Origin of the sequence: Paraburkholderia sediminicola (genome assembly GCF_046027355.1) — a bacterium.
GTDB lineage: Bacteria > Pseudomonadota > Gammaproteobacteria > Burkholderiales > Burkholderiaceae > Paraburkholderia > Paraburkholderia sediminicola_B.
In genome coordinates, this window is record NZ_JAQQEK010000006.1 from 22,584 (window position 1) to 35,225 (window position 12,642).

The window sequence follows — 12,642 nt, forward strand, 5'->3', positions numbered from 1 at the left end:
GCAACCCGGGCGCGCGCCTGGCCTCGCAGCAAGCGTTTCAATCCAAAGAACAGCAACACAGGCAATAACGCGTGGCAAAACCCAAAACGTTGTACATCTGCAGTGAATGCGGCGGGCAATCGCCGAAATGGGCCGGCCAGTGCCCCTCATGCAATGCGTGGAACACGCTGGTCGAGTCGGTGGCGGAAGCGCCTTCCACGCACCGCTTCCAGTCGCTAGCGAAGAGCGCGCCGGTGCGCCGTCTCGCCGATATCGATGCGTCCGACGTGCCACGCTTTTCCACCGGCGTGAGCGAGTTCGACCGCGTGCTCGGCGGCGGTCTGGTGCCGGGCGGCGTGGTGCTGATCGGCGGCGATCCGGGCATCGGCAAATCGACGCTGCTGCTGCAATCGCTCGCGGAGATCGCCGCGGACAAACGCGCGCTCTATATCAGCGGCGAGGAATCGGCCGCGCAGATTGCGTTGCGCGCGCAACGGCTTTCGTTGCTGGAGCCGGGTTCGAAGGCAAGCGAGCTGCAATTGCTGGCCGAAATCCAGCTCGAAAAAATCCAGGCGACGATCGCCGAGCAGCGGCCCGATGTCGCGGTGATCGACTCGATCCAGACGGTCTATTCCGACGCGCTGACTTCCGCGCCGGGCTCGGTCGCCCAGGTGCGCGAGTGCGCGGCGCAATTGACGCGCATCGCCAAGCAGTCGGGCACCACCATCATCATGGTCGGCCATGTGACCAAAGAGGGCGCGCTGGCCGGGCCGCGTGTGCTCGAGCACATCGTCGACACGGTGTTGTACTTCGAGGGCGATACGCATTCCTCGTTTCGTCTGGTGCGCGCGATCAAGAACCGTTTCGGCGCGGTCAACGAGCTCGGCGTGTTCGCCATGACCGAGCGCGGCTTGCGTGGTGTGGCCAATCCGTCGGCACTGTTTCTGTCGCAGCACGAGCAGTCGGTGCCGGGTTCCTGCGTGCTGGTGACGCAGGAGGGCACGCGGCCGCTGCTGGTCGAAGTGCAGGCCCTCGTGGACTCCGCCAACGCGCCGAATCCGCGGCGCCTCGCGGTCGGCCTGGAGCAGAACCGGCTCGCGATGCTGCTGGCGGTGCTGCACCGGCATGCCGGCATCGCGTGTTTCGATCAGGACGTGTTCCTGAACGCCGTGGGCGGCGTGAAGATCACCGAGCCGGCCGCCGATCTGGCCGTGCTGCTCGCGATTCATTCGTCCATGCGCAACAAGCCGCTGCCCAAGGGGCTGGTGGTGTTCGGGGAAGTGGGCCTCGCCGGGGAGATCCGGCCGTCGCCGCGCGGTCAGGAGCGTCTGAAGGAAGCCGCCAAACTGGGCTTTTCGGTCGCGGTGATTCCCAAGGCCAATGCGCCGAAGCAGCCGATAGAAGGCTTACAGGTCGTTGCGGTCGAGCGGATCGAACAGGCCATCGACCGGGTCCGCACGCTCGAATAGACGGGGGTTCGGGCGCCTTGGGGCGCCCGACGTTCCGTAATGGCCGGTAAATATCTCCATATTGGCTGTAACCTACCCGACATTCCTTTTTCCTAAGCTGCAAGGGTATGCATCCCTTCTGATGCCCGAAAAAGGATCGCGCCTTGAAACAGTCATATGAAACCGTAGCCGAGCAGCCGATCCAGGTGCGCGGCTGCCGCGTCTCCGCGCCTATTCGCCAGCCTTGGGGCGGCGCTTGCCGGATCGTCGAATGGATCGACACGGCAGGGCAGATTTCGCGGCGGGTGGTCGCCGAAGATGCCACGGCCGCCGAAGTCCGCGCGACGATCAATCGTCATGTGGAAGGCCGCAAGCACGTGCTGTACGACGACGAAAAGACGCCGCGTCAGACTTTGCCGCGGCAGACGGTGGCTCGGCGCTGAGGGCTTCTGGGGCGCGGCGCGGACCTGGGCGTGCAGGGTTAATGATCGGTTTTGTGCCCCAGTTGCCGCTCATGTCACTTGAGGCCAATGCCGCAAACGGTGCGACGAGGTCAACGCTGACAATGCAGCCGACGGGAGCGAACGCGCTCCGTATCACGCGCCGTTTTGCCGACCAGCCTGGACTGGCCCGCCGAATAAAATTCACCCGCGCGCTATCTGATCAACCTGTCTTCCTCGTCTGCACCGTCTGCGCTCGCTGCATCGTAGGCCCGCGGATTGAACAGCGGATGCCCTGCGGCTTCGGCCGCCGTCAGCACCGGCGAGACACAGCAGTCGAGCGACTCCAGCAGCAAAACCCATTCTTCCAGCGGACGCTTGTCGATCACGTCGGCGAGTTCTTGCGTGAGCGCGGCGGCGTCCGGGCCGCCGATGGCCTGGCCGAGACTCCAGTGACGCGTGGCCCATTCGGGCCGGTCGAGCGCCATGCAGAGCGTTTCCCAAAACTTCAGTTCGAGCGCGCCGACCGCGAGCCAGCGGTTGTCGAGCGTGCGGTACAGGTTGTAGCAGGGCACGCCGCCATTCAGCAAACCGGCGCCGACGGCAGGCGCCGCGCCATCATTGGCGAGCGCGACCTGTGCCACGACGTTGTGCGCGTAGGTGGCATGCGTCATGGAGACATCGACGAAGCGGCCTTCGCCGCCGCGCGACACATGCCACAGCGCCGCGAGAATCTGCGTGACCGCGCTCAAGGCGCCGCCGAGCAGGTCGGCAATCTGGAAATTCGGCAGGATCGGCGCGCCGTCACGGCCCGCCAGTTGATCGAGCACGCCCGCGTAGCCGATGTAATTCAGATCGTGTCCGGCATGGTCGACGAACGGGCCGCTCGCACCGTATCCGCTGATCGCGCAGAAGACCAGCCGGGGATTGAGCGCGCGCAGCGTTTCGTAGCCGAGGCCCAGCCGTTCCATCACGCCGGGCCGAAAACTCTCGATCAGCACGTCCGCTTCGGCCGCGAGCGCGCACAGTACGTTGCGTCCCGCTTCGGACTTGAGGTCGAGGCGCGTTTCGCGCTTGCCGCGATTCACCAGCCGGTAAAACGCGCCGGGCCGCCCGGCCACACGATCGCTCGACGACTGCATCATCGTGCGGGTGGGGTCGCCGGCGCCGGGTGCTTCGATCTTCAGCACGTCGGCGCCCAGCTCGGCGAGCCGCAGGGCTGCGACCGGGCCCGGTAGCAGGCGCGTCAGGTCAAGCACGCGCAGGCCCTGTAGCGGGGGCGGCGCGGAGGCAGCCGGCGAAGCGGCCGAAGTCGCTGCCCGTGAAGTAGCCGAAGACTTGGCCGAAGACTTGGCCGAGGCAGCGGCAGAAGATGCGGCAGAAGATGCGGCCGAATTCGCCGCCGATGAGTTAGCCGAAGACTTGGCCGAAGCCGCGGCCGATGATCCAGCCGACGCCCAAGGCGTTGAGACGGATGATGTCGCGGATGACAAAGCCAACCTCCCGTCGATGCCGGCGCGGACCTGAAACAGCGTGCCGCTAGCCGATTTGTTCGAGTTCCTCATGAGTCTCGAGCCATTCGGCTTCGAGCGTTTCGAGGCGCGCGTTCACATCTGCCTGACGGCGGATCGCCTCCGTCAGTTTGCTTTTCTGCTCGGGCTCGTAACTCGCCGGATCGACGACAAACGCATCGAGCGTTGCCTTCTCCGCGTTGAGCGCGTCCATTTCCTTTTCGATCTTCGTGATGCGGCTTTGCAGCGGCTTTTTCAGGTGCGCGAGCTTCTGACGCGTTTCCGCCTCGAGGCGCCGCTGTTCCTTGCGGTTCACGCCGTCCGTGCCGCCGTCGCCGCCATTGCCGCCGCTCGTTGCCGCGCCCGCCTTGAGCGCCGCGCGCTGGTCTGCGGCATGTTGAAGCAGCCAGTCGCGGTAGTCGTCGAGATCGCCGTCGAATTCCTGCAGGCGATGTTTCGCGACCAGCATGAATTGATCCGTGGTGGCGCGCAGCAAGTGCCGGTCGTGCGACACCAGAATCAGCGTGCCTTCGAACTGCGCGAGCGCCATGGTCAGCGCATGACGTGTTTCGAGATCCAGGTGGTTGGTCGGTTCGTCGAGCAGCAGCAGGTTCGGCTTTTGCCAGATGATCAGCGCGAGCGCGAGGCGGGCTTTTTCGCCGCCGGAGAAGGGCGCGATCTTCGAGGTCGCCATCTCGCCGGAAAAATTGAAGCTGCCGAGAAAGTCGCGCAACTCCTGTTCGCGCGTATCCGGTGCGAGGCGCGCGAGGTGCTGCAACGGCGTGTCGTCCGGGCGCAGCGTTTCGAGCTGATGCTGCGCGAAGTAGCCGATGCGCAGCCCCTTGCCTTCGCGCACGTGGCCGCCGAGCGCCTCGAGCGTGCCGGCGAGCGTCTTGATCAGCGTGGACTTGCCCTGGCCGTTCGCGCCGAGCAGCCCGATGCGCTGACCGTTCTGGATCGACAGCATGACGTGATCGACGATCGGAATCTCGACGGCGGGGTCGCCCTCGCTGCGATAGCCGCAGCGCACGTCTTCCATCACCATCATGGGATTCGGCGCGGAATCGGGCGTGCGGAATTCAAACGTGAACGGCGAGGATGCATGCGCCGGCGCGATCAGCTCCATCTTTTCCAACGCCTTGACGCGGCTCTGCGCCTGGCGCGCCTTGGTGGCCTGCGCCTTGAAGCGGTTGATGTAGCTCTGCAAATGCTCGACCGTGCGCTGCTGCTTTTCGTACGCGCTTTGCTGCAACGCGATCTGCTGCGCGCGCAGCACTTCGAATTGCGAGTAGTTGCCGCCGTAGCGCTTGATTTGCTGCTGTTCCAGATGCAACGTGACGTTGCAGACCGAATCGAGAAATTCGCGGTCGTGCGATATCACGATCAGCGTGCCGGGATAACGGGCGAGCCAGTCTTCCAGCCAGACGATCGCGTCGAGATCCAGGTGGTTGGTCGGTTCGTCGAGCAGCAGCAGATCGGAGCGGCACATCAGCGCCTGCGCGAGATTCAGCCGCATGCGCCAGCCACCCGAGAAGCTGCTGACCGGTTCGCGGGTCTGTTCGAGCGTGAAGCCGAGGCCGAGCAGCAGGGCTTCGGCGCGCGCGGGTGCGGTGTAACCGTCGGCGTCGGCGAACGCGGCGTGCGCTTCGCCTTCGGCCGCGCCGTCATGCGCGGCGGAGGCGGCGGCAATCGCCGCTTCGATCGCGCGCAATGCGGCGTCGCCGTCCAGCGTGTAGGCGAGGGCGGTCTTGTCCGCGGCAGGCGTTTCCTGCGCGACGTGGGCGATCTGCCAGTTCGGCGGGATCGAAAAATCGCCGCCGTCCGCATGCAGTTCGCCGAGCAGCACGGCGAACAGCGTCGACTTGCCCGCGCCGTTCGCCCCCACCAGGCCGGCCTTTTCGCCGGGGTTGAGGGTGAACGTGGTGTTGTCGAAGAGCGGCTTGGTGCCGCGCGCGAGGCTGAACTGGTTAAAGCGGATCACGAAGAGGCCGGCTGAGGAAAACCGCTATTTTAGACTGCCGGGCCCGACACCGGGCGCTCAACCGGGATCGGCCATTCGGCCGACTGTACCGGCGGAGCTTTTGGCATAGACTGACGGCTTTCACGGGGGGAACACATGACATCGATTTATTCGTTTGCGGCACGCACGTTGGGCGGCGAGGAAGTGAGCCTCGGGCAGTACGACGGCAAGGTTTTGCTGATCGTCAACACGGCGAGCGAATGCGGGTTCACGCCGCAGTACGCGGGCTTGCAAAAGCTGTACGACACCTATGCGGCGCGCGGGCTCGCGGTGCTCGGGTTTCCCTGCAACCAGTTCGGCAAGCAGGAGCCGGGCGACGCCGCGCAGATCGGCAGTTTCTGCGAAAAGAACTACGGCGTGACGTTCCCGATGTTCGACAAGGTCGACGTGAACGGTGCGAACGCGCATCCGCTGTTCCGCTATCTGACGGGCGAGGCGCCGGGCTTGCTGGGGCTGGAAGCGATCAAGTGGAATTTCACCAAGTTCCTGATCGGCCGCGACGGCAACGTGGTGAAGCGCTATGCGCCGCTGACGAAGCCCGACGCGATTACCGAGGATATCGAAAAGCTGCTGTAAGCCCGCGGCCGCTACAGGATCGGCGAAAAGAGACGCGCCACATGCATCAGCACGCGTTTCAACGCAGTGGCCTTGCGGTACTCATTGCGGTCGATTTCGCGCGATTCAGCGAAGTCGGCCAGCAGCATCGTTTCGACCTCTTTGGCGAAGCCGCGATCCACGGTCAGCACCATGATCTCGAAGTTCAGCCGGAACGAGCGGTTGTCGAGATTGGCGCTGCCGATTGCCGCGGCCGCGCTGTCGATCAGCACGACCTTCTGATGCAGAAAGCCCGGCTGGTAGCGGAAGATCCGGATCCCCGCGCGTAGCGAGTCGTACGCATACAGTTTCGAGGCGGCGAACACCACGAGGTGATCGCGCCGGCTCGGAATCAGAATGCGCACGTCCACGCCGCGCAGCGCCGCGAGCCGCAAGGCCGAGAACACTGCCTCGTCGGGGATCAGGTAGGGCGAGGTGATCCAGACTCGCTCGCGCGCCGCGTTGATCGCTTCGACGAAAAAGAGCGAGCAGGTTTCCTGCTTGTCAGCCGGACCGCTCGGCACGACGAGGCAGTGCATGCCTTGGCCCGCCGCGGGGTCGGCGGCCGGAGCGGGCGGCATGTCGAACTCGGGCAACTGCTGCGTGGCCCAGTGCCAGTCTTCCGTGAACACGAACTGGATGCTGGCGACGGCCGGCCCGCGCACCTCGATATGCGTATCGCGCCACGGCGAGAGCGGCGGCTTGCCGCCGAGATATTCCACGCCCACGTTGTGTCCGCCGACAAACGCGCGTTCGCCATCCACCGAAACGATCTTGCGGTGATTGCGGAAGTTCAGTTGCAAACGGTTGACGAAGCGGCGATTGGTGGCGAACGGATGCGTCTCCACGCCACCCGCGCGCAACGCCGCCACATAGCGGTGCGGCAGATCGAAGCTGCCGATGCTGTCGTACAGGAAGTAGACGCGCACGCCTTGTTGCGCTTTGGCGATCAGCGCGTCTTTGAGCATCTCGCCGAGCGCGTCGTCGCGCACGATGAAGAACTGCACGATGACGTAGCGGCGCGCGTTCTCGATCGCGTCGAAGATGGCCTCGAAGGTCGCCGCGCCGTTCACCAGCGTGCGTACCGTGTTGCCGGGCAGAAACGGCATGCCGCCGAGGCGCGTGAGCGAATGCACGAGCCGGCCGCCGAGCTCCAGCGTGGGTAGCCCCGCCGACGAAGCACTGGTGTCCCATTCCGGTGGATGCGCGCGCGTGCGCAGCAGTTCGTTTTCGACGCGGCGCGCATCCGCGTAGCCGGCAAACTTGCTGCGGCCGAGGAACAGGTACGGCACCAGCGTCAGATAAGGCATCGCGACCAGCGACACGGCCCACGCGATCGCACCTTGCGAAGTGCGCGTGTTGAGAATCGCGTGGCATGCCGCGGCCACGCCGAGAATGTGGCAGAGGGCGACCAGCGTGCCGATGTGAAGCAGGTCGAATTCCATAGGCAGCCGTTGGGTTGGCGAAGCGCTGCCCGGGCCGGTTCGATGGGCGCCGGGTAGCTGACCGCGCTCATCTTACCGAACGTGTGTGCGTTGAGGGCGGGGAATGGTCAAGCCACGGTCAGGTTTCAGGGGCGCGTGCCTGAATGCGGTGTGGTCGACGCAGGCAAAACATTTTTGCGTTTGCCTGGTCGGAAGCGCGCGAGTCGGGCCTCGGGAACCTGGTCGAGATTTGGGCTCGAAGCGAGCGCTCGCGAGAGCGGCCTCGCTCGGATACGACGCGTTGAGATTGGGCTCAAAGCGAGCGCAAGGTAAAGCGGCTTCGCTCAGACGCGACGCGCACAGCATGACAACCCCCGCCGCGCGCGCCGCATCCCGAAGAAGCGCTAAAACCTCAAACCGGCAAATCAGCCGCCTGGATCAGGAACACGTTATCGTCGCCGGCACTGGTCGACAGCCAGACCAGATCGAGCCCGCCAAACGCCGCTTCCACGTGCGCCCGTTCGTTGCCGATCTCGACGACCAGCACGCCTTCGTCGGTCAGCCAGTTGCGCGCTTCGGCGATGATCCGGCGCACGATGTCCATACCGTCGACGCCGCCCGCCAGCGCCATGTCCGGCTCGTGCTTGTATTCGGCCGGCAGCTCCTGCATCGACGCCGCGTTCACATACGGCGGGTTGCTGATGATCACGTCGTAGCGGCGCTCGGCGAGCGGCGCGTACAGATCGCCTTCGAACAGCGCGACGCGGTCGTCGAGCTTGTAGTCCGAGACGTTGCGCGCGGCGACTTCGAGCGCGGGCGCCGACAGATCCACCGCGTCGATATCCGCGTTCTGGAACGCATGCGCGGCGAGAATCGCGAGGCAGCCGGAGCCGGTGCATAACTCCAGCACGGCGCTCACCTGTTCGGGATCTTCCACGTAGGGCTGCAAACCGTCCTGCAGCAATTCGCCGATGAACGAACGCGGCACGATCACGCGCTCGTCCACGTGGAAGCGGAAGCCGTGCATCCAGGCTTCCTGCGTGATGTAGGCGGCCGGCACGCGCTCGGTGGCGCGGCGTTCGATCACGTTCAGCACGGCGTCGATTTCAGCCGCGGTCAAACGCGCGTCGAGAAACGGGTCCAGCAGATCGAGCGGCAGATGCAGCGTATGCAGGACCAGATAGACGGCTTCGTCGTAGGCATTGGCCGAGCCATGGCCGAACGACAGATTGGCCTGGTTGAAGCGCGAGACCGCGAAACGCAGCAGGTCGCGAACGGTGGAAAACGGGAGCGTCATCGCAAATAGTCCTTGGGTCACGCAATCAGTTGTTCGAGCACGCGGCGATACACGTTCTTCAGCGGCTCGATGTGTGCGACTTCGATATGTTCGTCGATCTTGTGGATGCTGGCGTTCAGCGGGCCGAATTCGATCACCTGCTTGCAGATGCGCGCGATGAAGCGGCCGTCCGAGGTGCCGCCGGTGGTCGACAGTTCCGTGTTCACGCCGGTTTCGTCCTTGATCGCCTTGGCGAGCGCGGTCGACAGATCGCCGCGCGGCGTGAGGAACGGCAGGCCGCTCACGGTCCATTGCAGATCGTAGTCGAGTTCGTGCTTGTCGAGAATCGCATGCACGCGCGCCTGCAATCCCTCCACCGTGCTCGCCGTCGAGAAGCGGAAGTTGAACATCACGTCAGCATGGCCCGGAATCACGTTGGTCGCGCCGGTGCCGCTGTGAATGTTCGACACTTGCCACGTGGTGGGCGGGAAATATTCGTTGCCGTCGTCCCAGCGTTCGGCGACCAGTTCGGCCAGCGCGGGCGCGAGCAGATGCACCGGATTCTTCGCCAGATGCGGATAGGCGATATGGCCTTGCACGCCCTTGACGATCAGCTTGCCCGACATCGAACCGCGCCGGCCGTTCTTCACCATGTCGCCGAATTGCGCGCTCGATGTCGGTTCGCCGACGATGCAGTAGTCCATGCGCTCGCCGCGCGCCTGCAACGCTTCGACGACCTTGACGGTGCCGTCGGTGGCGGGGCCTTCTTCGTCGCTCGTGATCAGGAAGGCGATCGAGCCGCGGTGCGCCGGGTGCGCGGCGACGAACTCCTCGCTCGCCACCACGAAGCCCGCGATCGACGCTTTCATGTCCGCCGCGCCGCGGCCGTACAGCTTGCCGTCGCGATGGGTCGGCTCGAACGGCGCCGATTGCCATTGTTCGAGCGGGCCGGTCGGCACCACGTCGGTATGGCCGGCGAACGCGAGCAGCTTGCCCGCGGTACCGTCGACGCCGCGTTTGACGGCCCACAGGTTGGTCACGCCGTTCGATTCGATCGTCTCGTGCTCGAAGCCGAGCGCGGACAGGCGCTCGATCAAAAGGCGCTGGCAATGCTGGTCGTCGGGCGTGACGGACGCGCGCGCGATCAGTTGTTCGGTAAGGGCGAGGGTGCCGGACATGGATTCGATACAAGCCACTTTGAAATGAAAAAATGCCGGCTGGCGGTTGAACACCGCAGCCGGCAACAGCTTTTTGAGCCACGCGGCCATGGCCGCGAATTACTACGTACCGCGACTACGTGTTGCGCTCAGTTCCGCGAAATCCTGCTTCAGGCCGAACGCGCAGGATCACGCGAACAGCGCGGTGTACTCGTCCGCGGAAAAGCCGAGCGACTTGACGCGCCCGTTGACCACCAGCACCGGCCGCTTGATCACCGACGGCTTGTGAATCATCAACGCGATCGCGCCCGACTGCGTGTCCGCGGCCGCTTTCATGTCGTCGGACAGAGCGCGCCATGTGGTGCCGCGACGGTTCAGCAACGCGTCGAGCTTCACGTCTTTCAGCCAGTCCTGCACGAGCGGTTCGGTCACGCCGTGTTTCTTGAAGTCGTGGAACTCGAACTCGACGCCGTGCTCTTCCAGCCACACGCGGGCTTTCTTCACGGTGTCGCAGTTCGGGATGCCGTAGACGACAGTTTTGGTGCCGCGCGCCATCAGTCGCCTCGCAGCAGCTCGTTCAGGCCGACCTTCGCGCGCGTCTTGGCGTCCACCTTCTTGACGATCACGGCGCAGTACAGGCTGTGCGTGCCGTCTTTCGACGGCAGGTTGCCCGCCACCACCACCGAGCCCGCCGGAATGCGGCCATACGTGACTTCGCCGGTTTCACGGTCGTAAATCTTGGTGCTCTGGCCGAGGTATACGCCCATCGAGATCACCGAGTTTTCCTCGACGATCACGCCTTCCACCACTTCCGAACGCGCGCCGATGAAGCAGTTGTCCTCGATGATGACCGGGTTTGCCTGCAGCGGCTCCAGCACGCCGCCGATGCCCACGCCACCCGACAGGTGCACGTTCTTGCCGATCTGCGCGCACGAACCGACGGTGGCCCACGTGTCGACCATCGAGCCTTCGTCCACGTAGGCGCCAATGTTGGTGTACGACGGCATCAGCACGACGTTCTTCGCGATGAACGAGCCGCGGCGCGCGATGGCGGGCGGCACCACGCGGAAGCCGCCGGCGGCGAAGTCTTCAGCGGTGTAGTTGGCGAACTTCGACGGCACCTTGTCGTAGAACTGCGAGTAACCACCGGCCGGCATCGGCGCGTTGTCTTCCAGACGGAACGACAGCAGCACGGCTTTCTTCAGCCACTGATTGACGACCCAGTCGCCGTCCTTCTTTTCCGCGACGCGCAGCGCGCCCTTGTCCAGTTGCTCGATGGCGTGGGCGACGGCTTCGCGCACGTCGGCCGGAGCGGCCTTCGGCGACAGTTCGGCGCGGTTTTCCCAGGCGGTGTCAATGATCTGCTGAAGTTGTTGCGACATATGCGTGCTTTATCGAAGAGTTGAAGTCTGAAGAAGGGATGCGGTGCGCGGATTTGCCCGAGGTTTCCGTTAGTGAAAACTCAACCCGCCAACGCGCGGCAAAAATCGACGATTCGCTGCGCGCCCTGCGTGCATTCGTCGACGTCGGCGACGAGCGCCATGCGCACGAAATTGCGGCCGGGGTTCACGCCGTGCGCAGTGCGCGCGAGGAACGAGCCCGGCAGAACCGTCACATTATAGTCGGCGTAGAGGCGCTGGGCGAACTCGGTGTCGGTGAGGCCCGTGCGCGAGACGTCCGCCCACAGGTAGAACGCGGCGTCCGGCAGGCGCACGTCGAGCACCTCGGCGAGCATCGGCGTGACCGTGGAAAACTTCTGCACGTACTTCGCGCGGTTCTCGCGCACGTGCGTCTCGTCGTTCCAGGCCACGATGCTGGCACTCTGGAACACCGTCGACAAGGCAGCGCCGTGGTATGTCCGGTATAGCAGGAAGTCCTTGAGAATCGCCGCGTCGCCCGCGACGAAACCCGAGCGCATGCCCGGCACGTTCGAACGCTTGGACAGGCTCGACAGCATGACGAGCCGCTCGAAACCGCGGCCGAGCCGGTGGGCGGCTTCGAGGCCGCCGAGCGGCGGGTTGGCTTCGTCGAAATAGATTTCGGAGTAGCACTCGTCCGAGGCGATCACGAAGCCGTAGCGGTCCGACAGCGCGAACAGTTCGCGCCAGTCGTCGAGCGTCAGTACCGCGCCAGTCGGATTGCCGGGCGAGCAGACATACAGCAGCTGCGTGCGCGCCCAGATGTCGGCCGGCACCGCCGAGTAGTCGCAGGCGAAGTTGCGCGCCGGATCGCTATTCACGAAGTACGGCTGCGCGCCGGCCAGAATCGCCGCGCCTTCGTAGATTTGGTAGAACGGGTTGGGACAGAGTACGATCGCAGGCTCGCCGTCAGCATTCTTTTTCGGGTCGAGCACGGTCTGGGCGAGCGCGAACAACGCCTCGCGCGAACCCGACACCGGCAGCACCTGGGTGGCCGGGTCGACCGGCGGCAGGTTGTAGCGCCGCGTGACCCATTTCGCGATCGACTCGCGCAGCGCCGGCGACCCGATCGTGGCCGGATACGAGGACAAACCGCCGAGCGAGGCCACCACCGCGTCGCGGATCAGCGCGGGCGTGGGATGTTTCGGCTCGCCGATGCCGAAGCTGATATGCGCGAGGCCGGCGGTCGGCGTGACGTCCGCGAAAAGCGCACGCAGCTTTTCGAACGGGTAGGGCTGAAGGGAGTCGAGTAGCGGATTCACTGGGCGGATCGAGCCTGATCGAAGAAGGGCACAGACGGATGCGGAAAGAAGCGGGGCACGCGCGCCGGCGGTAAAGCGCACAACAGGCGCGAAACACATGGCAGAGCGGCAAG

The 12,642-nt window shown here is 64.9% G+C and carries 12 protein-coding genes; 4 read left to right on the forward strand and 8 right to left on the reverse strand.

Going from position 1 to position 12,642, the window contains the following annotated elements:
• Positions 1–71 precede the first annotated feature (71 nt).
• Entirely contained in the window at positions 72–1,448 is a 1,377-nt protein-coding gene (gene radA / locus PQR42_RS12240; RefSeq protein ID WP_408203876.1) for a DNA repair protein RadA, read from the forward strand.
• A 143-nt stretch (positions 1,449–1,591) separates the two neighbouring features.
• On the forward strand, positions 1,592–1,870 hold the full coding sequence (locus tag PQR42_RS12245) for a DUF2866 domain-containing protein (RefSeq protein ID WP_408203878.1): 279 nt from the start codon (positions 1,592–1,594) through the stop codon (positions 1,868–1,870).
• Positions 1,871–2,082: 212 nt separating this feature from the next.
• Here the strand turns inward: PQR42_RS12245 and PQR42_RS12250 are convergent, their stop codons facing one another.
• Positions 2,083–3,132 carry a CaiB/BaiF CoA transferase family protein gene (locus tag PQR42_RS12250; RefSeq protein WP_408384635.1) on the reverse strand — a complete coding sequence of 350 codons (1,050 nt, stop codon included), beginning with the start codon at positions 3,130–3,132 and terminating at the stop codon, positions 2,083–2,085.
• A 73-nt stretch (positions 3,133–3,205) separates the two neighbouring features.
• Between PQR42_RS12250 and PQR42_RS12255 the strand changes: the two genes are divergently transcribed.
• Positions 3,206–3,394 carry a hypothetical protein gene (locus PQR42_RS12255; protein WP_408384640.1) on the forward strand — a complete coding sequence of 63 codons (189 nt, stop codon included), beginning with the start codon at positions 3,206–3,208 and terminating at the stop codon, positions 3,392–3,394.
• 12 nt (positions 3,395–3,406) lie between these two features.
• Here the strand turns inward: PQR42_RS12255 and PQR42_RS12260 are convergent, their stop codons facing one another.
• Positions 3,407–5,359 carry an ATP-binding cassette domain-containing protein gene (locus PQR42_RS12260; protein WP_408203880.1) on the reverse strand — a complete coding sequence of 651 codons (1,953 nt, stop codon included), beginning with the start codon at positions 5,357–5,359 and terminating at the stop codon, positions 3,407–3,409.
• Positions 5,360–5,494: 135 nt separating this feature from the next.
• Between PQR42_RS12260 and PQR42_RS12265 the strand changes: the two genes are divergently transcribed.
• Positions 5,495–5,974: a glutathione peroxidase gene (locus PQR42_RS12265; RefSeq protein WP_408384596.1), complete on the forward strand. Its 480-nt coding sequence runs from the start codon at positions 5,495–5,497 to the stop codon at positions 5,972–5,974.
• An 11-nt stretch (positions 5,975–5,985) separates the two neighbouring features.
• Here PQR42_RS12265 and cls read toward each other — a convergent pair whose 3' ends face one another.
• The 6 genes from cls to dapC all read right to left on the reverse strand — a co-directional run bounded on the left by cls (position 5,986) and on the right by dapC (position 12,529).
• Positions 5,986–7,437, reverse strand: a complete 1,452-nt coding sequence (cls, locus tag PQR42_RS12270; RefSeq protein ID WP_408493640.1) for a cardiolipin synthase — start codon at positions 7,435–7,437, stop codon at positions 5,986–5,988.
• A gap of 391 nt (positions 7,438–7,828) precedes the next feature.
• Entirely contained in the window at positions 7,829–8,713 is an 885-nt protein-coding gene (gene prmB, locus PQR42_RS12275; RefSeq protein ID WP_408384592.1) for a 50S ribosomal protein L3 N(5)-glutamine methyltransferase, read from the reverse strand.
• A gap of 17 nt (positions 8,714–8,730) precedes the next feature.
• A complete protein-coding gene (gene dapE / locus PQR42_RS12280; RefSeq protein WP_408384590.1) occupies positions 8,731–9,870 on the reverse strand; it encodes a succinyl-diaminopimelate desuccinylase in 1,140 nt (379 codons plus the stop codon).
• A 168-nt stretch (positions 9,871–10,038) separates the two neighbouring features.
• Positions 10,039–10,404, reverse strand: a complete 366-nt coding sequence (locus PQR42_RS12285) for an ArsC family reductase (protein WP_012433461.1) — start codon at positions 10,402–10,404, stop codon at positions 10,039–10,041.
• Positions 10,404–11,231, reverse strand: coding sequence for a 2,3,4,5-tetrahydropyridine-2,6-dicarboxylate N-succinyltransferase (gene dapD / locus PQR42_RS12290; protein WP_134455700.1), 828 nt, complete (start codon positions 11,229–11,231; stop codon positions 10,404–10,406). The genes PQR42_RS12285 and dapD overlap by 1 nt, the downstream gene beginning before the upstream one ends.
• Before the next feature lie 80 nt (positions 11,232–11,311).
• On the reverse strand, positions 11,312–12,529 hold the full coding sequence (gene dapC, locus PQR42_RS12295; protein WP_408384588.1) for a succinyldiaminopimelate transaminase: 1,218 nt from the start codon (positions 12,527–12,529) through the stop codon (positions 11,312–11,314).
• Between the last annotated feature and the right edge of the window lie 113 nt (positions 12,530–12,642).

Excerpts from the sequence above, each read along its gene's own strand:
- PQR42_RS12285 (WP_012433461.1), bottom strand. The coding sequence starts at position 10,404 with ATGGCGCGCGGCACCAAAACTGTCGTCTACGGCATCCCGAACTGCGAC.
- cls (WP_408493640.1), bottom strand. The coding sequence starts at position 7,437 with ATGGAATTCGACCTGCTTCACATCGGCACGCTGGTCGCCCTCTGCCAC.
- prmB (WP_408384592.1), bottom strand. The coding sequence starts at position 8,713 with ATGACGCTCCCGTTTTCCACCGTTCGCGACCTGCTGCGTTTCGCGGTC.
- dapD (WP_134455700.1), bottom strand. The coding sequence starts at position 11,231 with ATGTCGCAACAACTTCAGCAGATCATTGACACCGCCTGGGAAAACCGC.
- PQR42_RS12265 (WP_408384596.1), top strand. The coding sequence starts at position 5,495 with ATGACATCGATTTATTCGTTTGCGGCACGCACGTTGGGCGGCGAGGAA.
- dapE (WP_408384590.1), bottom strand. The coding sequence starts at position 9,870 with ATGTCCGGCACCCTCGCCCTTACCGAACAACTGATCGCGCGCGCGTCC.